The organism is Pedobacter jeongneungensis, assembly GCF_000633455.1.
In the GTDB taxonomy this organism is placed as follows: domain Bacteria; phylum Bacteroidota; class Bacteroidia; order Sphingobacteriales; family Sphingobacteriaceae; genus Pedobacter; species Pedobacter jeongneungensis_A.
In genome coordinates, this window is sequence record NZ_AYMG01000014.1 from 192,339 (window position 1) to 213,735 (window position 21,397).

The following is a 21,397-nucleotide window of genomic DNA, read 5'->3' on the forward strand; positions in this document are numbered from 1 at the left end:
AAGTTTATTTAAATATTTTTTGATAAGCATAAATGCACTGGTTTCTTAATGGCGAGGTATTATTTTTATTAAAAAGAGATATAGACATCAATCTTTGAGATTGAATTTTTAACTTAACCAAATATTATACAATTCATATGGCGGCAGAAATTAAACGGGTTTTTGATCTTTTGAAATACAGCCTCGAAAATCCAAAGCAAGAGTTCATCAGCGGAAAAGTTAGTGGAAAATGGATAAATTATAGTACAGTCGATTTTTGTGATGCTGTAGATCAACTGAGCCGTGGATTGATTAAACAGGGGATTACCAAAGGTGGTAGGGTGGCGGTAATGTCGCACAATAGACCCGAATGGAATATTGCAGATTTTGCAGCCAACCAGATTGGTGCCTATCAGATTCCTTTATACCCAACACTTGCCGAACACGACATTGAATTTATATTAAAGGACGCAGAGATCTCGATCATTTTCGTAGCCGACGAAGAACTGTATAAAAAAATCAGGCCCTGCGCGGATGCCATAAATCCTAATATCAAAATTTACAGCTTTAACGAAATTCCCGAAGCTGAAAACTGGAATACATTAATCGAATTGGGTAAAGCCAGTACCGATATTGATCTGGAAGAATACCGTGCTAAAGTAGCGCCCGAAGATATTTTAACTTTAATCTACACTTCCGGAACTACAGGTACACCCAAAGGGGTAATGCTAACGCATGATAATTTAGTAGCAAACTTTGTAAACTCGGCCGTGGTGATGCCCGAAGGTGTTAAAAAAGGTCTCAGCTTTTTGCCCCTCTCGCACATTTTCGAGCGGATGATCATTTATCTGTACTTATTTAATTACACCGCTATTTATTATGCTGAAAGTATGGATACCATCGTGGCCGATATTCAGCATGTAAAACCAAACGCGTTCTCTACCGTTCCACGTCTGCTCGAAAAAGTGTACGATAAGATTATGGAAAAAGGGAAAGCTTTGACGGGCGTTAAAAAAGGAATTTTCTTTTGGTCGGTGGCCTTAGCCGAAAAATATACCATTAATGCAGGTGCCTGGTATAATTTTAAACTTGGCATTGCCCGAAAACTGGTTTTTAAAAAATGGCAGGAAGCACTTGGTGGTGAGATTGTAGTGATTGTATCGGGCGGAGCAGCGCTAAACCCACGTTTGGCCAGGATTTTCTGGGCAGCAGGCATGCCGGTTTTCGAAGGATATGGCTTAACTGAAACCTCGCCCGTAATTACCGTTAACCATTTCGGAGGAACCATGTTCGGAACCGTTGGTGAAGTAATTAAAGGAGTGGAAGTTAAAATTGCACAGGATGGTGAAGTATTAACCCGGGGTCACCAGGTAATGAAAGGGTATTATAACCGTCCTGATTTAACCGATGAAGCGGTAGATAAAGACGGTTGGTTCCACACCGGGGATATCGGTGAGCTGGTTGATGGCCGTTTCTTAAAAATTACCGACCGTAAAAAAGAAATGTTTAAAACAGCAGGTGGTAAATACGTGGCACCACAAATGCTGGAGAATAAATACAAAGAATCGATCTTTATTGAACAGATTATGGTATTGGGCGAAAATAGAAAATTCCCTTCTGCCTTAATTGTTCCAAATTTTGAAACCTTAAAAACCTGGGCGGGCAGAAAAGGGATCACTTTTACCACAAACGAAGAAATGATCAAAAACGAACAGGTGCTTGCCAAATATAATGAAGTGATCGAAGCTGCAAATGTAGGTTTCGGTAAATGGGAACAGGTAAAAAGATTTGCACTATTGCCAAAAGAATGGAGTATAGATGGTGGCGAACTTACCCCCAAATTAAGCTTAAAAAGAAAAGTGATTACTGAGAAAAACAATGAAGTAATCGAAAAAATATACAAGGATGCAGAAAACTATAAAGCCCCTCATTAAACTTAAAAATTCTTTCGCTTCCTTAACCCTGGTGGTTTTGCTGGCTGGTTGCGTAACTGGTCAGCTAGGGAAAAACAACAGTGGCGAATATAAAAACGGGATGGTGGTTTCAGCCCATCCTGAAGCTTCGCAGGTTGGGATAGATATTTTAAAAAAGGGAGGTAATGCTGTTGATGCTGCCGTTGCAGTTCAATTTGCGCTGGCTGTAGTTTATCCCAATGCAGGGAATATCGGCGGCGGTGGCTTTATGGTTTACCGTGGCGCAAATGGCGAAATCAATGCTTTGGACTTTCGCGAAAAAGCCGCTGCCTCAGCAAGCAGGGATATGTACCTGGATAGCGCTGGAAATCCGATCGTTGATAAAAGTTTGTACGGGCATTTAGCTTCTGGTGTTCCCGGATCAGTTGATGGCATGGTAGAGGCACACAAAAAATATGGGAAACTTTCCTGGGTACAGGTATTGCAACCAGCGATAGACCTCGCTCAGAACGGTTTCAAAATCACTAAACGACAAGCCGGTGAGTTGAACAGTTTGCACCGTAAATTTATGGAATTTAACCCTGACGGAACTGCTTTTGTTAATTTAGAAAGTACCTGGCAGGAAAATGATTTGCTCGTTCAAAAAGAGCTGGCCAATACTTTAAAACTGATCCAGGAGAAAGGCAGAGCAGGTTTTTATGAAGGTGCAGTAGCCGATTCGGTTGTGGCAGAGATGCAGCGCGGTAAGGGATTGATCACTAAGGAAGATTTAAAAAATTATCACTCCGCCTGGCGTAAACCCATTACAGGTAATTACAGGGGTTATAAAATTATTACGATGCCACCCACATCAAGCGGTGGAATTGCTTTAGTACAACTGTTGCAGAGTGTAGAAAAATTTCCCCTTAAAAAGTGGGGACATAATGCTGATTCTACTGTTCAGGTAATTGTAGAAGCCGAAAGAAGGGTATATGCAGATCGGGCCACACATTTGGGCGACCCTGATTTTTATGCAGTACCACAACAACAGTTATTAAGTCCTGATTATAATCAAAACCGCATGGCCAATTTTAACTGGGCGGCCGCAACCCCAAGCAGTTCGGTTCTGGCGGGAGAGATAAAAGGTGCAGAACACGAAGAAACCACACATTTTTCTATTGTAGACCGTGATGGTAATGCCGTTTCGATCACCACTACATTAAATGGCTCTTACGGATCGCTGGTAGCCGTAAAAGGTGCTGGCTTTCTGCTAAATAATGAAATGGACGATTTTTCTGTTAAGCCGGGTGCTCCAAATATGTACGGTTTAGTTGGTGGCGAAGCCAATGCCATTGCACCGAATAAAAGGATGTTAAGCTCTATGACACCTAGTATTGTAGAGAAAGATGGAAAATTATTTATGGTGGTGGGTACTCCAGGAGGATCAACTATCATTACTTCTGTTTTTCAGACGATTATAAATGTAATCGATTTCGACATGTCTATGCAAGAAGCTGTAGCCGCAAAGAAATTCCACCATCAATGGTTACCTGATGAGGTGTACGTAGAAAAAGATGCAATCGACAGCTTATCAACAGAAAAATTAAAGGCAAAAGGTTATAAGATCGTTCCCCGCGGTGCGATTGGCAGGGTTGATGCCATTTTAAAAACCAAGTGGGGCAACTATCAGGGCGGTGCCGATCCACGTGGCGATGATAAGGCCATTGGCTGGTAGGAGATTATCACTCCAATTTTTTTATCTTAGCTTTAGTCAATCTGTTACAAATCAGCTAATAGATTGTCTAATCTAAAATTTAAAGAGATGAAGAAGCGCATATTTAATATTGCACAGAATTATCCCAGTTTGCCCGAGGTAGATTCCGCCATCTCTTTCGGACCTTTCGTTAAATACCTGAAGGAAAAAGTCAGAGAAGAACAGACGGTAAAATCTACGCTCTATAACCACGCGTTAAACGAATTTAAAAAGCAGGGCATAACCAATCAGGTTATTGCTTTCGATGACATCTACCAGTACGAATTATTACTGGAATATATGTACGCCTGTCTTTCGCCAGCATTTTTAACAGAAGATCATCAAGCCTGGGGACTTTGTGCGCCCATGCAACCCCTTACCTTTTATGGTACGGAACTGATGTATGAATTGCTTGAGCATGAGGAGAAAGATCAGCACAGTTTTGCCGGATCAAAAACACTGGAGCAGCATCAGCACGATCGCCTGCATTTTATTTATTCGTTCATCCTTGATAAATTATATGATTTTCACTCGCCGGTAAAAGAAAAATATCATTCCGCGATCAATTCGGATACCGGTTTGCCTGCTTATTTCCACATTGGCTTAAATGCCAGTTTCATCGAAGTGAAGGCTAAAGGAAGCTTGCCAGAACTTAGTTACCGCGAATTGCAACAATACTTAACTGATGAATCTGGCTTAGATAAATTGCAAGAGCTATTACCATTAGATCTTTTCGAACTCCGCGGTATTTCGGTATTAACCATTACTGATGTTACAGCAAAACAGGCGGTCGAAAATATTAAAAATGTAAGATTAAGCCGTGTGCCCGGCAGCGAAGGTGCTGCTTATGAAGAGGTAATTCAATCGCTTAAAGTATTGGTTCAAAATGCCAACATTCAGTTTGATCTTTTTCCTTTTGTTAGAGTGAATAATAAAATGGTTTATGGTTATGTAAAAGGCGGTAGCGGATTACTTTTTTCGGTATGGGGCGAAGAAACCCTAAGTCCTGAAGCTTTTAGGCAGATTGCCGAGGGTTATGCTGCAAATCCCAATTCTTTTTATTCGCCCGATATCTGGGCAGAAAGCAAAGAGATGTTTCCCTGGTTGGATAGGTTTAGGGAACTGAATGTAAAATCGATGGCGCTTATTCCTGTGTTCCATAATCATATTTTGGTTGGGGTGTTGGGCATGCATACCTGGCTTGGTGAAACTTTCGACGAAAGAAAAATCACCTTATTGGATCCTGTACTGGCTCCCATAGCCCAGTTATTACAGGTTTACATTGATGAATTTAACTTCGAGATTGAAAATATCATCAAAGAAAAATATACTTCTATACAGCCGGCAGTTCAATGGAAATTTAACGAAGCAGCCTGGCATTACCTTTACGATAAGAAAAAGAAGCTGCCTCTACGTACAGAAGACATCAGTTTTATTGATGTATATCCTTTTTATGGTGCTATCGATATTAGAAATTCAACTATCGAACGAAATGCCGCCAGTAAGGCAGATCTGAACCTACACCTAAACTTGCTCCGCGAAACATTAAAACAGCTTAGCAAAATCTATACTGATGCTTTATTGGTGGAAATGATATTCAACTGCAATAAATGGAATGATATTTTGCATAGTAATGAGTTGAATACAACCGAAGAGAACAGCCTCAATATTTTCCTAAAAGAAGAAACCAACGATTATCTGCAGCTCATTTCCCAATCACATCCCATCACGCAAAAAGTAATCGGTAAATATCTCGAGCATATTTCTGTGCATAATGGCCAGGTTTACAAACACCGGCAGGCTTTGGAAACATCGATGCAGCTCATTAACAGGGATATTAATACTTATTTTGAAACTGAACGGGAAAAACTACAGGAGTCTTATCCCTGTTATTTCGAAAAGTTCAGAACCGATGGAATTGAGTACGACATCTATATCGGGCAATCTATTGCTCCAGATATTATTTTTAACCGATTCCATCTAAAAAACCTGCGCCTGTGGCAACTTTCCTCAATGGCTGCCATAGCCAAAATGGTACGGCAACTTCAACCTGATATGCCCGTTAAGCTAGCTACTACCCAGTTAATTTTTATCCATAATCACCCTATTGACATTAATTTTAGGATTGATGAAAGGAAGTTTGATGTAGAGGGGGCGTATAACATCAGGTACCAGATGATCAAAAAAAGGATCGATAAAGTATTGATTCGCAATTCACAGGAGCGGCTTACGCAACCGGATAAACTGGCATTAATCTATTTCAATAAGAGAGATATAGAAGATTACCTGCCATTTGTAAAATACCTGCAAGAAACCAGCACATTGGGTACTGAAACAGAAGACCTTGATTTAGAAGATCTGCAAGGATTAAGCGGATTAAAAGCCTTGCGTTTAGTAATTTTATAAGGTTATCATTACATTCAGTAGCTTATAATGTGTAGAAAAAAATCCTCAAAAAAATTAAGAATGCAATTATTAGGGAGGGAACTCAAAATGCGTACTTAATTTTATTGATAAATCCAATGCTGTAGCGCTCATGGTTTTTTATGTGTAGGTATAATCAGACTTTGTGGTAAGGGGTTTATTTGAAGTTATAGTCTGATAAAATGTGCCTCAAAAAAAATAATATTGATTGTTAATTAGCTGGATCATAAAATAAACTATTGCTTACAGCTTAAAATCAACTACTTTATGTATTTATACTACGTAAAACGCGTGAAAGAGTGATTAGGTGTGACTAAGGTGGTGAATGCTTTAATATAGCCAATAGCTTTTAGTGTTAACAAGTTGATAATTATTTTGGTTGGTTCGTATTTTTGGTATGGCTATTGTAAAGGTTGTGAAACGCTATTCAACGTTATACATAAAATTATGAAACTACAATTATTTAAAACCTTACCAGTAGCACTCGCTGGTTTATTAATCGGTTCGGTTGCTTCCGCTCAGGAAAGCCCGGCAACTTCATCAACCTCATTCAAAACGTGGTCGATTGGAGTTAACGCTGGTGTTTTAACCCCTCTTTCTCCATTGGGTGGTAAAAACGATTTTAGCAACAACAAATCTAGCTTAGGTTATGGCCTTTACATCAAAAAACAGTTTACACCTTATTTCTCGTTACGTTTAGACGGAGTTCGTGGTAAATTAAAAGGCGATAACACCGAAGCTTACGAAAGTGGTGTAGTAAACAATTCTCCGGTAAGAGCTTTCGATACTGAATTATCTTATTCAGGAAGTTTAAATGCTGTAGTAAACATGTTCAATATCGATATGTTTAAAAAAGAGAACACTTTACAGCTATATGCTTCAGCTGGTGCTGGTATTGCAGGTTATAAACCTACAATTACTACAGCAGCTGGTTCTAGACTTTATGCAGGTGATGAAAACATTAACGAATTGATTATCCCAGTAGGTTTAGGTGCTAAATTTAAAATCTCTGATGCAGTTAACTTCGATTTAGGTTGGACAATTACATTCCTTGATGGCGATAACTTAGACGGTTACTACAGAGGCGGTAATGATAAATACAACTATGCTTACGCAGGTTTAGAGTTTGCTTTAGGTAGCGGAAAACAATTAGCTTTCCACAATCCGGTAGCTTTAACTTATGATGAAGCTTTAAAAGCAAAACAAACTGCTGATGGCTTGAAATCTGATTTAAATGCTCAAAAAGCCGATAATGCAAAATTACGTGCTGAATTGAATGATATCTTGAAAGATACAGACGGTGATGGTGTTGCAGATAAATTGGATAAATGCCCTGATACACCTGCAGGTACTGTAGTAGATGGTTCAGGTTGTCCATTAAAAACTCCTGAAAAAGTAGTAGAAAAAGTAATTGTTACTGAAGAAGACCGTAAGGTAGTTAACGAAGCAATTAAAAACTTAGAGTTCGATTTAGGTAAAGCAACTATTCGTTCTAAATCTTATGCTTCATTAAACAGGGTTGCTGCATTATTAGTTCAGAAAAACTTCAGCTTAAAATTAGCTGGTCACACTGATAATACTGGTTCAAAAGAGTTAAACTTACGTTTATCTAAAGAAAGAGCAGAATCTGTTAAAGCTTATTTAGTTTCTCAAGGTGCTAATGCATCACGTATCGAAGCTACAGGTTATGGCATGGGTCAGCCAATTGCTACCAATAAAACAGCAGCTGGTCGTCAACAAAACCGTCGTGTAGAGTTTACCCTTTACTAGTCTGTTTTTTAAATAACATAAAAAAGTCCCGATGCAAATCGGGACTTTTTTGGTTTTAAGAGGTTTAAAGCAATACAGTCGTCATTGCGAGAAGGCTTTTTCAGCTGACGAAGCAATCTTGATGCGGTAGCCATAAACCCACACTTGTAAGATTGCCTCCCCGATAAATCGGGGCTGGCTGTCGTTCCTCAGCAATGAGGGCTCTTCTTATTTAAGATCTACAATCACCTTTTTAATTTCACTTAAATCATTCATTTCAAAATTTGGCGATTGAGGATAAAAGCGCTGATAAATAATCTTATCGTCTTTACTATCATAAACACTGATTATTTTATCGTTTGACCTTTGCGTGTAAACCACATATTTAACAGGAGTTTCTTTGTTCAAAATTAAACTATCAAGCACTTTATATGATACAAATTTGAGTTTATAATTGTACGGTTCTAAAACTACACCCGATTGTGGCAGAAGTGCTAACCTTGATGAAAATACCTGTTTAATATATTCTGGCACATAAAGAGTTTCCCTTGCCAGCTCTGGCAGGCGGATTTTATTGTAAAACTGATAATCTATGCTGCAGGTTTCACTGGCCATTAAGCCGTCATTAATCTGTTTCAAATAACCTGTTAAAAATCCTGGCGACCAGTTCAGAAAGCTAGACTTATTATATAGGACCGATAAAATATTGTTTTTAATACTTCGCTTTGAACCAAATTGCTGATCCTGTGTTTCGATCAACAGATTTGTATTCCCATCAGCAAAAAGATTAACTGTTGCCAGTACGTTTTCTTCCTTTGTCTTCGGTTTTTTTGATGGCGTAACCAGTTTCAGCGCATAAACCACGTTTACATTAGTCGTACTATCCAGTTTTTCTGCATAGCCGTCAAAATAAAAAAATGAATAATTTGCAAGGGTATCATACTTTGCAAGTTCTTCAGGCTTGATAATTTTATATGGGGTGATGGTCCAGGTTTTTTTTATCGCCTGATCAAATTTTTCCAGTTCGGCATAATCAGCATACTGCAAAGTAAATAAGGTGGTGGTGTTTTTAAAAACTTCTAACTTTTGACTGTTTAGAAGTGCTGCTCCAAAATAAGATACCTGACTCTTGCAAATGGTGGCCGATGTAATAAATAGGCTAAACAGGAGTATTACTTTAGCTTTTAACATATGGTGTGTTTTCATTTTGTGTACAATTATAATAAGAAAATTTTGACAATTATTTTGAATTTTTCTATTGCATTAACAAAATACATTCATTAGCTTTGTTATGCAAGCATAATAAATTAACAAAAATGAAACAACAACAAACCATAGATTACCATATTAAGTTTGCCTGGCAAAATATGTTCAATAAGTATAATCAAATGGCTTCCAGTTTTGGAATTACACAGGCCATCGGGTATATGCTCATTAATATAGATGATACCGATGGAACTGCCGTTTCAAATTTAGCAGCCTTATTGGGTGTAAAAGCCACCAGTCTTTCGCGTATGTTAAACAATATGGAAGAAGCCGATCTGATTTACCGCGAAACTTCTGCGGGCGATAAACGTTCGGTTAAAGTTTTTCTCACTGATTTTGGTAAAGAGAAAAAACAATTGGCTAAGGGTGTTGTTCGGAAATTTAATGAATACCTGGATGAGCATTTTAGCAAAAAGGAGAAGGAAACATTCATTACCCTGTTGATAAAACTAAATGATATTACAGTAGCCTATACTGTTGATTAACAAATATAATCATGAAACCTGCTATGTAAATTTTTACATAATAGGTTACATCAGACCATAAAACGAAAAATATATACTGATGAAACGAAGCATTAATAAAGTTGCTGTTCTAGGTTCAGGTATTATGGGTTCCCGTATTGCATGCCACTTCGCCAATATTGGTGTTGAGGTTCTGCTTTTGGATATTGCCCCTAAAGAACTGAGCCCCGAAGAGCAGGCAAAAGGATTAGCACTGGATAACCCAGCTGTAAAAAACCGGATTGTAAATACAGCTTTGCAAACGGCTGTGAAAACAAATCCCTCGCCAGTTTATACCAAAAAAGCGTTAAATAAAATAAAAACGGGGAACTTCGACGATGACATGTCGAAAATTGCCGGTTACGATTGGGTAATTGAAGTGGTAGTCGAAAATCTTGATATCAAGAAAAAAGTTTTCGAACAGGTAGAGCAGTTCCGTAAACCGGGTACATTAATTACTTCCAATACTTCTGGTATTCCCATTCATTTAATGGCTGAAGGAAGAAGTGAAGATTTTAAATCGCATTTCTGCGGAACACACTTTTTTAATCCGCCACGCTATTTAAAATTATTGGAGATTATCCCTACGCCGCATACACAGCCAGAAATCGTTGATTTCTTAATGCATTATGGCGATAAGTTTTTAGGGAAAACAACCGTTTTATGTAAGGATACCCCAGCTTTTATTGCTAACCGCGTAGGTGTTTATTCCATCATGGCGCTTTTGCACCTTGTTGAGAAATTAGACCTCACGGTAGAAGAAGTTGATAAATTTACCGGACCAGCCCTTGGCAGACCAAAATCGGCTACTTTCCGTACTTCGGATGTGGTTGGTTTAGATACCATGATCAAAGTGGCAAAAGGCCTTTATGATAATTGCCCGCATGATAAAGCGCATGAGTTATTTAAACTTCCAGCATACGTGCAAAAGATGGAAGAGAACAAATGGCTTGGCGATAAGACCAAACAGGGTTTCTATAAAAAAACGAAAACGGCAGAAGGTAAAACTGAAATCCTTGCACTTGATTTAAAAACATTAGAATATAAGCCTCAGCAAAAAGTAAAATCGGCTACTTTAGAAATGACCAAACCGGTGGAAAACCTTCGTGAGCGCATGAAGATTTTTGCTAAGGGAAAAGATAAAGCAGGCGAACTGTTCCGACACTCTTCTTTTGGTTTGTTCGAATATGTATCTGATCGTATTCCTGAAATTTCTGACGAATTATACCGTATTGATGATGCCATGCGTGCAGGTTTCGGTTGGGAATTAGGTCCGTTCGAACTTTGGGATGCCGTTGGGGTAAAAGAAGCTATCGAAGGAATGGAGCAATATGGCAATAAAGCTGCGGCCTGGGTACACGAAATGCTCGATGCCGGAAATACTTCATTTTATAAAGTAGAAAACGGTGTTAAAAAATATTACGATATCCCTTCTAAAACCTATAAAGCATTACCGGGAACAGATGAGTTTATCATTTTAGATAATCTCCGCGAAAATAAAACGATTTGGAAAAACTCAGGTGTTTCGATTATTGATTTAGGCGATGGCATTCTTAATGTAGAATTCCATACTAAAATGAATACCATTGGTGGTGATGTAATCTCCGGAATCAATAAAGCCATTGATATGGCAGAAAAAGATTACCGTGGTTTGGTCATCGGCAACGATGGTGCAAATTTCTCAGCCGGTGCCAATGTGGGAATGATTTTTATGATGGCGGTAGAGCAGGAGTGGGACGAATTGAATATGGCCATAAAAATGTTCCAGAACACTTCAATGCGTATCCGGTATTCTTCTATTCCGGTGGTTGTAGCCCCTCATAATTTAACATTGGGTGGTGGTTGCGAGTTTAGCTTACATGCCGATCACGTGCAGCTTTCTGCCGAAACTTATATGGGTTTGGTAGAGTTTGGCGTAGGTGTTATCCCGGGTGGTGGCGGAACAAAGGAGTTTGCTTTGCGTGCTTCAGATGAATATAAAGACGATCAGATTGTGCAAAATGCTTTGAAAGACCGTTTTTTAACCATCGGAATGGCCAAAGTTTCTACTTCAGGTTACGAAGCCTACGAATTGGGTTATCTGCAAAAAGATAAATTTTCAATCTCAATGAACCGTAACCGTTTATTGGCCGATGCAAAAGCAAAAGCAATCGAGCTGGCTGATGCAGGATATACCAAACCGGTTCAGCGTAATGATATTAAAGTGTTAGGTAAACAAGGTTTAGGAATCGTTTATGCAGGCGCAAATAGCATGTATGCAGGGCATTTCATCTCCGAACATGATAAAAAAATCTCCGAAAAATTAGGTTATGTAATGTGCGGTGGCGATTTATCTTCTCCAACAGAAGTAACCGAGCAATATTTATTGGATCTGGAAAGAGAAGCATTTTTATCACTTGCGGGCGAAAGGAAATCTTTAGAGCGGATTCAGAGTATAATAACCAAAGGTAAGCCGTTGAGGAATTAAGATGAGAGTGGAGATGTGAGACACTAGATTTGAGACGGGTTGCACCGTTCATAGCCGCGTTAGAATAATAGAATATGAATAATTTAAAAGAGTTAAAAATTTGGAATAAAGCTATTGATTTAGCGGTTGACGTTTATAAAGCCACTTCAACTTTTCCAACTGACGAACGTTTTGGTTTGATAAGTCAATCTCGAAGGGCTGCTGTTTCAATTCCATCTAACATTGCCGAAGGTGCTGGAAGAAATTCAATTAAAGAATTTTATAACTTTTTAGGGATAGCCAATGGATCTTCTTACGAATTACAAACTCAATTGGTAATCGCTAATAAACTCGCCATTCTCGAATCAGAAATTTTAGATCCTTTACTTGCTCAAATAGACGAATTGCAAAAAATGACTTATGGTTTTCAGCAGATGCTGGAGAAGAAAATTAATATGAAAAAGATGTGAAAAACTAGATTTGAGATTTGAGACCAATTACCCTCTCATATCTCACATCTAATGTCTCAAATCTAAATAATAATCGATCTGAGTTTTGAATTTGAGCAGGTCTCAAATCTCAAGTCTCAGATCTCAAATCTTAAAAAATGGAAGCATATATTATAGCCGGATATCGTACAGCAGTGGGTAAAGCACCCCGTGGCGTATTCCGTTTTACAAGAGCTGATGATTTAGCCGCAGAAGTAATCAGGGCTTTAGTGGCGTCGGTTCCGAATTTAGATAACGAACAGATTGATGATGTAATTGTAGGTAACGCTACTCCGGAAGCAGAACAGGGGCTAAATATTGGCCGTATGATTTCGCTGATGGGTTTGGATACTGATAAAGTTCCTGGTGTTACCGTAAACCGTTATTGCGCATCGGGTTTAGATACCATTGCTACAGCGGTAGCTAAAATTAAGGCTGGCATGGCTGATTGTATTATCGCCGGTGGAGTAGAAGTAATGAGTGGAATGCCTTTCGGTGGGTGGAAATTGGTTCCCAATGCAGAAGTGGCAAAAAACAACCCCGATTGGTATTGGGGAATGGGCTTAACCGCCGAAGCTGTGGCAAAAGAATATAATGTGAGTCGTGAAGATCAGGATGCATTTTCATTAAAATCTCACGAGAAAGCCATTCATGCAATAAAAAATGGTCATTTAAAAGATGGTGTTTTGCCAATTACGGTGAACGAAAATTACCTGGATGCCAACCTGAAAAAGAAGACCCGTTCTTATGTGGTTGACACTGATGAAGGTCCACGAGCAGATACAACATTAGATAAACTGGCGAAATTGAAACCTGTATTCGACGCCGTTGGAAGTGTAACTGCTGGTAATTCTTCTCAAACATCAGATGGTGCAGCTTTTGTTTTGGTCGTTTCTGAAAAGAAAATGAAAGAGCTAAATGCTGAGCCGATTGCCAGATTGGTAAGTTACGGCATTGCAGGTGTTCCGCCCCGCATTATGGGTATCGGGCCAATTGAAGCGATTCCTAAAGCATTGAAACAAGCCGGTTTGAAAAAAGAAGATATAGATTTAATCGAACTGAACGAAGCTTTTGCCTCTCAATCTTTAGCCGTAATCAGAACTTTGGATTTAAACCCTGATGTGATCAATGTTAACGGCGGTGCAATTGCACTTGGCCATCCACTGGGCTGTACCGGAGCAAAACTAACCGTGCAGATCATGAATGAATTAAAAAGACAAAATAAGAAATACGGAATGGTAACCATGTGTGTAGGAACAGGACAGGGTGCCGCAGGCATTTTTGAGTTATTTTAAATAGTATCGAGATATGAGTATTTAGTATCAAGATTTAATAGCAGGTGAATAAACCAGTTTATAAATCATCCCAACATACTATTCAGTCACTAATACTAATAAAATATGCACAATTTTAAAGAGTTAAAAGTTTGGCAAAAATCAATTGAATTAGCCGTTGATGTTTATAAAGCTAGTTCATTTTTGCCTGTTGATGAGAGATACGGTTTGATTTCTCAAATGAAAAGATGCTCTGTTTCGATACCTTCTAATATTGCTGAAGGAGCCGGTAGGGGAACAAGCGCTCAGTTTAAATATTTTTTAACCATAAGTCAGGGCTCTGCTTTTGAATTGGAAACCCAGGTAATTATTTCAAATAGATTGGGGTTATTAGAAGATCCGCTTACCAATGATTTGATTGAAAAGACAACTGAAGTTCAAAAAATGATTTATGCACTTGAAAAAAGATTGATTATTAAGTAGGGGTATCAAGGTAGAGGTATCAAGATAGGAGTATCAAGTAAGAAACAATGTCGGTGCTTAATTTTGAAATTGTCTTAATACTAGATACTTAATAATAATAAAGAAACAATGGGAGTATCGGGTTCCCGGATTTATCGTGATACTTGATACTCGTTATTAGATACTAAAACAATGGAAACAACTGAAAAAAAAACAATTAAAGGTGGCGAATTCTTAATTAAAGATACCACTTATCAGGAAGTATTTATCCCTGAAGAATTTGATGAAGAGCAGCAGATGATTGCACAGACTTGTCGTGATTTCCTGGCCTCTGAAGTTTATCCCAATTTAGATAAAATTGATAAACAGGAAGACCCGGAGTTAATGCCAACACTATTAACCAAAGCTGGCGAACTGGGTATCTTGGGCGTTTCAGTTCCTGAAGAATACGGAGGTTTTGGTAAAAATTTCAATACTTCGATGTTGGTTGCCGATGTGGTTGGTGCCGGGCACTCTTTCGCAGTTGCACTTTCTGCACATACAGGGATTGGTACCTTGCCTATCCTTTATTACGGTAACGAAGAACAGAAAGCAAAATATATCCCTAAGCTGGGTTCGGGCGAATGGAAAGCAGCATATTGTTTAACTGAACCAAATTCGGGTTCGGATGCAAACTCTGGTAAAACAAAGGCTAAACTGAGCGATGATGGTAAACATTATATCATCACTGGTCAGAAAATGTGGATCACGAACGGTGGTTTTGCTGATATTTTTATCGTTTTTGCCAAAATCGACGACGATAAAAACTTAACCGCGTTTATTGTGGAGAAAGATTTCGGTGGAATCACCATGAATCCGGAAGAACATAAAATGGGTATCAAAGGTTCTTCAACCCGCCAGGTTTTCTTTAATGATTGCCCGGTTCCTGTTGAGAATATGCTGAGTGAACGTGAAAACGGTTTCAAAATCGCGGTAAACATTTTAAACATTGGCCGTATTAAATTATCAGCTGCCGCTATCGGTGCATCAAAAGCAACTTTAAATACAGCGATCAATTATTCAAATGAAAGGATCCAGTTTGGCCGTCCGATTTCAAAATATGGAGCCATCCGTTTCAAAATTGCAGAAATTGCTTCCAAACTTTATGCTGTTGATGCGGCAAATTACCGTGCCGGACAGAATATTGATGATACCTACGATCAATTGGTTGCTGGTGGAATGGAGTCGGGCAAAGCCAGATTAAAATCTGTTGAGCAGTTTGCTGTAGAATGCGCCATCTTAAAAGTATGGGGTTCTGAAGCATTGGATTATACAGTAGATGAAGGTGTTCAGATTTATGGTGGTATGGGCTTCTCTGCAGATGCGCCAATGGACAGGGCTTACCGTGATGCACGTATCAACAGAATTTTCGAAGGTACAAACGAAATTAACCGTTTGTTAACTGTTGATATGATGCTAAAACGTGCCATGAAGGGCGAATTGGATTTAATGACACCAGCCACTGCCGTAGCAGCTGAATTGATGAGCATTCCTGATTTCGGCGAAGAAGATACCACGTTATTTGCTGCAGAGAAAAAGGTATTGTCTAATTTGAAAAAAGCAACTTTGATGGTAGCTGGTGCTGCGGTTCAAAAATTAATGATGACCCTGAGTAAAGAGCAGGAAATTTTGATGAACATTGCAGATATGGCGGGTTATGTTTATGTATTAGAATCAGCTTTATTAAGAACAGAAAAATTAGTTCATACCCGCGGTGAAGAAGCATCTGCAGGCCAACTGGATTTGTTGAGGATTTATTTGGTAGAGGCAGTAGATGGTATTGCCAAAGCAGGTAAAGAAGCACTTTGGGCTTTTGCCGAAGGTGATGAACAACGCATGATGTTGGTAGGTTTACGCCGTTTTACTAAGGTAGAGCCATTTAATGTTAAAGATGCACGCCAAAGGGTGGCGCAACAACTGATAGAAGCGAATAAATATATTTTCTAAGGTAGAAGGCTGAAAGGCGTAGGGTTTAAGGATTGGGTGAATAACCTAAACCTTAAACCCTTTTTTATACTGCAGAAATCCATAATAGCTTGGCATGCTGAGGCACGAAGCATCTGCAGTGATGAAACAGATGCTTCGTGCTTACCATTGAACTTATTTTGCAATTATTTTTATGAGCGACTTGCGGCATCTATGTATTTCCGCATAGCTTGGCCACGGCACCGTATCTCCCGTTCTACTTAAATCCGGCCTAACAAATTTTTCGGGTTCCACTAAAAAAGCCATCCCACTTGCTTCGAAAGAAAAATTTTCAGCCGGTGTTTTTTGTTTCTTTTTGACATCAAAAAGAAAGAGCCCTTCGGCGGCGGCGAGCCGAGGCAAGGCTTTGCCTTGGGAAAAAAGTAAAGATATAAGTCATTCATATTGATTTTTATAAAATAATTAATTCTCAGCAAGACATAATCCGAATAAGAGAGAAGTGAAAATCAGAATTTTATCAGCCGAATAAGGAGGGAATTAGGCTTCAAAAAATAATAAGTCCTTAACTTTATAACATTAAAATCATATTTTCGTGCCATGATTAAATTTAGATTTCTTGCGGTACTTCTTTTATGTGTGGTTGCGGTTTCATCTTGTAAAAAAGACGAAGATCCTGAAAAACAGATTACCGATTTTATCCAAAAGAATAATATTAATGCGGTGAGAGATGCATCTGGTTTATACTACCAGATTATTAAACCTGGCACCGGTTCCTTTACCTATCCAGCCAATACCAAAATAACCATTAAATACGAAGGCAGGCTGTTAAATGGAGATGTTTTTGATAATGGAGGTGGTAAAGAGCAGACATTTAACCTGGCTGAGTTAATTCAGGGCTGGAGAATAGGCATTCCTAAAATTCAAAAAGGTGGCGAAATCAGGTTGATCGTCCCGCCAGGTTTAGGTTATGGCAGTAGTGCTGTGGGGTCAATTCCGGGAAATTCAGTATTGGATTTTACCATTCAGCTGTCCAATGCGCAATAAGAATAAAGACTAAAGGTGAAAGATCAAAGCTGAAGTCTGTATTGTCGATTTCCAATAATGTTCTTTGGTCTTTTTGCTTTTACCCTTAAGCGCTTTAAAAATTGTTAAAATAGGTTAAAAATTGTAGCATCCGTATTAAAAGCTTATTTTTGCGGATGATGGTTAAGTTTAAACATATTATTTTATTGATATGCCTAACAGGATGCTTTGCAGCTTGTAAGAAAGATGTATCTATTGATGATTCTTACGATCCCACTCCTCAGTTTAAAGCTGATACGGCTGCAATAAGTGCTTTTGTTAAAACTAATAATATCCCGGCAACAAAAGATGCCAGTGGTATTTTTTATCAGATTATAGCACCTGGAGCAGGAAACACAACTTATCTTACTTCAACTGTAATTACTGCAGATTATGAAGGCAGATTATTAAATGGTACTATTTTCGATAGCACCAAAGGAACCCCAACCTCTTTTAAACTTGGAAATGTTATTTTAGGATGGCAGTTTGGGATTCAAAAAATACAAAAAGGAGGAAAGATCAGGTTAATTATCCCATCTTATTTCGCCTACGGAACACAGTCGCCATCATCCCTGGTACCTGCTAATTCGATACTCGATTTTACTATAACACTTACAGACGTACAATAATAAATGAACAAATTTACTAAACTTGGCCTATTTACACTTTTACTGGCTACTGTAGTTTTCAGCTCGTGCAAAAAGGACTATGAGACGATAGAAAGCGTAGATGATGCAGCTATAAAGGCTTATATATCAAAAAATAATCTAACTCAAATGATACCTGATCCTGATAAAACAGGGTTTTATTATCAAACTACGAATCCTACAGATGGAACATTTTTCTTGAATCCTGATTCAGTATTATATGATGTTACTGTTAAATCAATGAACGATGGAACAAGCTATCTTCAGCCTTCTCCAAATGGAAATCAAGGAAATTATGTTGGATATTTAAATAGTTTTAGTGATCCGAGGCTTTCATCATTGACTTTTAATATTCCTGCAATTAGAACAGCAGTTTTAGGTCTTAAACCTGGTGGTAGTGCTAGAGTATTGTTACCTTCTTATCTTGCATTTGGTAAAAATGGAGTGGGTTTTATACCATCGAATGAAAATCTTGATCTTATAGTTAAAACATATACGTATCGTAAACAATGGTTATTTGATGATGATAAAATCAAAAGCTTTTTAACTACTAAAGGACTAACCGCGACTAAAGATGCAAGTAGAATATACTATATCGTTAGCTCTCTAGGAACTGGTAAGTCAATTGATCCGGAAGTTAGTACAGTTGTAATCAATTATACTGGAAGGTTTTTAGATGGATCATCATTTGATTCAAATACTGCCGGAACTTTCTCAACTGTTTTATCTAGTACGGCGGCTTTAATTCAAGGATGGAAAATATTAATTCCTAAGTTTCCTGCAGGTACAAAACTAAGAATGTTTATACCTTCAGATCTTGCTTATGGACCATCAGGGAGTAGAGATAGTGCTACTGGTCTATATGTAATTCCGCGTAACGCAGTACTAGATTTTGATATTGAAATTGTAAGTGTTACGGATTAATAAATGCATTAAATTCATTTTTTAAAAAGGATGCTCAACTATCAGTTGGGCATTTTTTGTGATATATTTTTTTACATTTATATCTTTTTAACGCAATTATCGATATCAACATTTTATAACTTGTTTTTTAGTTGTATGTTTGGGAAGTAAGGGGAAACATACATTTTAAATATGAAAAACAAAATTAATTTACGCTGCTTAATACTACCATTATTAGGTGTTATTTCAATAGCTTCTTGTAAAAAGGATGGCAATATTGATAATCTAAATGAAAAACTTGTAACAAATGCCGTAGCTATTGAGAATGGCTATTTGAAGTTTAGAGATCAGAAAGCTTTTGACTCTTTATTAAGTGTTTTAGTAAAACCTGAAAATATTAAGTCGAAACCGAAAGAATTAGCAAATTTTAAGTCTTATAAAGATATATTTCTGGAAATAGAAAAGGAATATGAAAATGTCAATACTAGTAAGGCATTTGATGATTTTAAGAATAAATATTCAGAAATAGTAGCAATTAAATCGGATAGCTCTTTAACCTATAAATTCGGTACTCCACTTTCTGCTCTCTTTACAAATAGCAAGGGGGAGGTGAAAATTGGTGATTTTACAACTGTATATACTAAGGATAATAGAATAGTATCTTATAAAGGAAAATATAAAAATGAATCTGAAGTCGCAACCATTAGTAAAACAGATAAAAGCCAGGGGATTTTTGTCACTAGTCTTTCTGGAGGGTACATTACTGCAAAAAGTAATCAAATGGCAGGTGTTGAGGGGACTACAACCAGAGTTGTAAGATCGCGTTTGTATTATAATGAAGATGGTAAACGAAGATTGTTTGTTGATATTTGGGTTGATGAAACTCCTAATCAAGGTCCAAATGATTGGACCCCTCGTCCTCCTATATCAAGATATTATTGCTCATCAAGGCAAGAGTTGAAGAAAACCTTTGGCGGGTGGAGAACTAATGAAACAGATTATTATTTTGATAATTTAAATTATGCTTGGCAAATTAGAGGAGGAATGGGAGATTATCGTTATTTCAATCTCGCATACCATAGTGTTCAGGGGGTATATGGTCCGGTTATAATCGACATGGCAACAATAAGTGAGGAAATTATGCTACTTAGCGGTTCAGGGCACTTTACGTCTGGGGGGGTTCCAAATACACCAATTTTTTAATTTAATGCTTCTTTAAAAACTTTTAACACTCTTTCCCTTGCAAAAGTATGCTCAACTATTGGTTGGGCATATTTTTTTGTCCCGAATTCTGGCACCCATTTTTTGATATATTCAAATTTCGGATCAAATCTTTTGGTCTGTAGTTCCGGGTTAAATACCCTAAAATAGGGTGCAGCGTCATTTCCTGAGCCTGCTGCCCATTGCCAGCCGCCAACATTACTGGCCATTTCGTAATCCAATAACTTTTCGGCAAAATAGGTTTCTCCCCAGCGCCAGTCAATCAGTAAATGTTTGGTTAAAAAACTGCCTACAACCATGCGTACACGGTTGTGCACCCATCCGGTTTGGTTCAGCTGACGCATGCCTGCATCAACAATAGGGTAACCGGTATTGCCCTCGCACCAGGCCTTAAATTCGTCCTCATTGTTGCGCCATTTAATCTTATCGTATTGCTTTTTAAAAGAATCAAAAGCAGAGTAGGGGAAATGCCAAAGTATCATCATGTAAAATTCCCTCCAGGCCAGTTCAGAAAGCCAGACATTCGATTTTGCTTTGATCGCATCGCGCACCGCCTTTCTAATGCTTAAAGTGCCGAAACGTAAATGGAGACCAATATGCGTAGTACCATCAATCGCCGGGAAATCGCGTTCTTTTGCGTAATCATTGAGCTTGCTTTTATAACTGATTTTAGGAAAATCCAGTTTACTCTTCTCAAAGCCCATTTCTTCCAAACCTTGGAGAGGCAAATGTTTGGTTTGTAATAAATTTTTAAGATATTTTTTGGTAGGATAAGCTTTTACATAAAAATCGTTCAGTTTGGCATGCCATTGTTTGTAAAAAGGGGTGAAAACAGTATAAGGTGTTTTATCTGCTTTTAAAATCTCGTTTTTTTCAAAAATAACCTGGTCTTTAAATGTCTTAAAGGCAATTTTTTCACTAGTTAAATATTCGGCCATATTATCATCACGTTCGCGTGCATAAGGCTCATAATCATGATTGGTGTAGACCTCCTTAACCTCATATTCCTTCAAAATCTCCGGCCATATTTTTTCGGGTTCTCCATATTTTACCAGTAAATCTGATCCCTGCTGCTGAAGTTCTTTTTTTAAATCCTCAATGGTTTGGTAAATAAAAGTTACACGCGCATCGTCTTTCGGCAGTTTGTCCAGTATATTTTTGTCGAAAATAAAAAGTGGCAAAACCGGATAGTCACTTTTTAAAGCATGGTATAGAGCAGCATTATCTTCTAAACGTAAATCGCGACGAAACCAAAAGAAGGATACAGAATTCATGTGTAATAGTAGGTTATTAATAAAATATAGATGACTTTAAGCGTTTGGAGTTAGGCGTTTTCGTTGATTAACCGATTTAAACACTTAAC

The 21,397-nt window shown here is 38.0% G+C and carries 16 protein-coding genes; 14 read left to right on the forward strand and 2 right to left on the reverse strand.

From position 1 onward, the window contains the following. Positions 1-137: 137 nt before the first annotated feature. From U859_RS0114600 to U859_RS0114615, 4 genes are all read left to right on the forward strand, one after another. Positions 138-1,913, forward strand: coding sequence for an AMP-dependent synthetase/ligase (locus tag U859_RS0114600; RefSeq protein ID WP_025144098.1), 1,776 nt, complete (start codon positions 138-140; stop codon positions 1,911-1,913). After that, positions 1,885-3,606, forward strand: a complete 1,722-nt coding sequence (ggt, locus tag U859_RS0114605) for a gamma-glutamyltransferase (protein WP_025144099.1) — start codon at positions 1,885-1,887, stop codon at positions 3,604-3,606. Before U859_RS0114600 ends, ggt begins: the two co-directional genes overlap by 29 nt. 87 nt (positions 3,607-3,693) lie before the next feature. Continuing rightward, positions 3,694-6,030: a GAF domain-containing protein gene (locus U859_RS0114610; protein ID WP_025144100.1), complete on the forward strand. Its 2,337-nt coding sequence runs from the start codon at positions 3,694-3,696 to the stop codon at positions 6,028-6,030. A 465-nt stretch (positions 6,031-6,495) separates the two neighbouring features. After that, entirely contained in the window at positions 6,496-7,818 is a 1,323-nt protein-coding gene (locus U859_RS0114615) for a DUF6089 family protein (RefSeq protein WP_025144101.1), read from the forward strand. 207 nt (positions 7,819-8,025) lie between these two features. On the opposite strand, the gene U859_RS0114620 is transcribed toward U859_RS0114615, so the two are convergent. Next, positions 8,026-9,003: a hypothetical protein gene (locus tag U859_RS0114620; protein ID WP_025144102.1), complete on the reverse strand. Its 978-nt coding sequence runs from the start codon at positions 9,001-9,003 to the stop codon at positions 8,026-8,028. Positions 9,004-9,113: 110 nt separating this feature from the next. On the opposite strand from U859_RS0114620, the gene U859_RS0114625 reads away from it, so the two are divergent. The 10 genes from U859_RS0114625 (at position 9,114) to U859_RS0114675 (ending at position 20,016) form a co-directional block, all read left to right on the forward strand. Then, positions 9,114-9,548, forward strand: coding sequence for a MarR family winged helix-turn-helix transcriptional regulator (locus U859_RS0114625; RefSeq protein ID WP_025144103.1), 435 nt, complete (start codon positions 9,114-9,116; stop codon positions 9,546-9,548). A 79-nt stretch (positions 9,549-9,627) separates the two neighbouring features. Next, positions 9,628-12,033 carry a 3-hydroxyacyl-CoA dehydrogenase/enoyl-CoA hydratase family protein gene (locus tag U859_RS0114630; protein ID WP_025144104.1) on the forward strand — a complete coding sequence of 802 codons (2,406 nt, stop codon included), beginning with the start codon at positions 9,628-9,630 and terminating at the stop codon, positions 12,031-12,033. A gap of 74 nt (positions 12,034-12,107) precedes the next feature. Then, positions 12,108-12,482 (forward strand): four helix bundle protein, encoded by a 375-nt coding sequence (locus U859_RS0114635; RefSeq protein ID WP_025144105.1) that lies wholly within the window; start codon positions 12,108-12,110, stop codon positions 12,480-12,482. A 137-nt stretch (positions 12,483-12,619) separates the two neighbouring features. Continuing rightward, a complete protein-coding gene (locus tag U859_RS0114640) occupies positions 12,620-13,795 on the forward strand; it encodes an acetyl-CoA C-acyltransferase (RefSeq protein WP_025144106.1) in 1,176 nt (391 codons plus the stop codon). Between the two features lie 105 nt (positions 13,796-13,900). Continuing rightward, positions 13,901-14,257, forward strand: coding sequence for a four helix bundle protein (locus U859_RS0114645; RefSeq protein ID WP_025144107.1), 357 nt, complete (start codon positions 13,901-13,903; stop codon positions 14,255-14,257). A 171-nt stretch (positions 14,258-14,428) separates the two neighbouring features. Next, entirely contained in the window at positions 14,429-16,222 is a 1,794-nt protein-coding gene (locus U859_RS0114650) for an acyl-CoA dehydrogenase family protein (RefSeq protein WP_025144108.1), read from the forward strand. A 576-nt stretch (positions 16,223-16,798) separates the two neighbouring features. After that, a complete protein-coding gene (locus U859_RS0114660) occupies positions 16,799-17,245 on the forward strand; it encodes an FKBP-type peptidyl-prolyl cis-trans isomerase (protein ID WP_025144110.1) in 447 nt (148 codons plus the stop codon). Between the two features lie 155 nt (positions 17,246-17,400). Continuing rightward, positions 17,401-17,892, forward strand: coding sequence for an FKBP-type peptidyl-prolyl cis-trans isomerase (locus U859_RS0114665; RefSeq protein ID WP_025144111.1), 492 nt, complete (start codon positions 17,401-17,403; stop codon positions 17,890-17,892). Positions 17,893-17,895: 3 nt separating this feature from the next. After that, positions 17,896-18,834 carry an FKBP-type peptidyl-prolyl cis-trans isomerase gene (locus tag U859_RS31105; RefSeq protein WP_025144112.1) on the forward strand — a complete coding sequence of 313 codons (939 nt, stop codon included), beginning with the start codon at positions 17,896-17,898 and terminating at the stop codon, positions 18,832-18,834. A gap of 171 nt (positions 18,835-19,005) precedes the next feature. After that, positions 19,006-20,016 (forward strand): hypothetical protein, encoded by a 1,011-nt coding sequence (locus tag U859_RS0114675; RefSeq protein WP_025144113.1) that lies wholly within the window; start codon positions 19,006-19,008, stop codon positions 20,014-20,016. Here the strand turns inward: U859_RS0114675 and U859_RS0114680 are convergent. Next, complete coding sequence (locus U859_RS0114680) at positions 20,013-21,308, reverse strand: cryptochrome/photolyase family protein (RefSeq protein ID WP_025144114.1); 1,296 nt, start codon at positions 21,306-21,308, stop codon at positions 20,013-20,015. The two genes, U859_RS0114675 and U859_RS0114680, sit on opposite strands and share 4 nt — an antisense overlap. Positions 21,309-21,397 lie beyond the last annotated feature (89 nt).

Bases quoted from the DNA above. Each gene is read 5' to 3' on its own strand.
- U859_RS0114600 (WP_025144098.1), top strand. From the start codon at position 138: ATGGCGGCAGAAATTAAACGGGTTTTTGATCTTTTGAAATACAGCCTC.
- U859_RS0114680 (WP_025144114.1), bottom strand. From the start codon at position 21,308: ATGAATTCTGTATCCTTCTTTTGGTTTCGTCGCGATTTACGTTTAGAA.
- U859_RS0114635 (WP_025144105.1), top strand. From the start codon at position 12,108: ATGAATAATTTAAAAGAGTTAAAAATTTGGAATAAAGCTATTGATTTA.
- U859_RS0114620 (WP_025144102.1), bottom strand. From the start codon at position 9,003: ATGAAAACACACCATATGTTAAAAGCTAAAGTAATACTCCTGTTTAGC.
- U859_RS0114645 (WP_025144107.1), top strand. From the start codon at position 13,901: ATGCACAATTTTAAAGAGTTAAAAGTTTGGCAAAAATCAATTGAATTA.
- ggt (WP_025144099.1), top strand. From the start codon at position 1,885: ATGCAGAAAACTATAAAGCCCCTCATTAAACTTAAAAATTCTTTCGCT.
- U859_RS0114650 (WP_025144108.1), top strand. From the start codon at position 14,429: ATGGAAACAACTGAAAAAAAAACAATTAAAGGTGGCGAATTCTTAATT.
- U859_RS0114615 (WP_025144101.1), top strand. From the start codon at position 6,496: ATGAAACTACAATTATTTAAAACCTTACCAGTAGCACTCGCTGGTTTA.
- U859_RS0114630 (WP_025144104.1), top strand. From the start codon at position 9,628: ATGAAACGAAGCATTAATAAAGTTGCTGTTCTAGGTTCAGGTATTATG.
- U859_RS0114610 (WP_025144100.1), top strand. From the start codon at position 3,694: ATGAAGAAGCGCATATTTAATATTGCACAGAATTATCCCAGTTTGCCC.
- U859_RS0114660 (WP_025144110.1), top strand. From the start codon at position 16,799: ATGATTAAATTTAGATTTCTTGCGGTACTTCTTTTATGTGTGGTTGCG.
- U859_RS0114675 (WP_025144113.1), top strand. From the start codon at position 19,006: ATGAAAAACAAAATTAATTTACGCTGCTTAATACTACCATTATTAGGT.
- U859_RS0114640 (WP_025144106.1), top strand. From the start codon at position 12,620: ATGGAAGCATATATTATAGCCGGATATCGTACAGCAGTGGGTAAAGCA.
- U859_RS0114665 (WP_025144111.1), top strand. From the start codon at position 17,401: ATGATGGTTAAGTTTAAACATATTATTTTATTGATATGCCTAACAGGA.
- U859_RS31105 (WP_025144112.1), top strand. From the start codon at position 17,896: ATGAACAAATTTACTAAACTTGGCCTATTTACACTTTTACTGGCTACT.
- U859_RS0114625 (WP_025144103.1), top strand. From the start codon at position 9,114: ATGAAACAACAACAAACCATAGATTACCATATTAAGTTTGCCTGGCAA.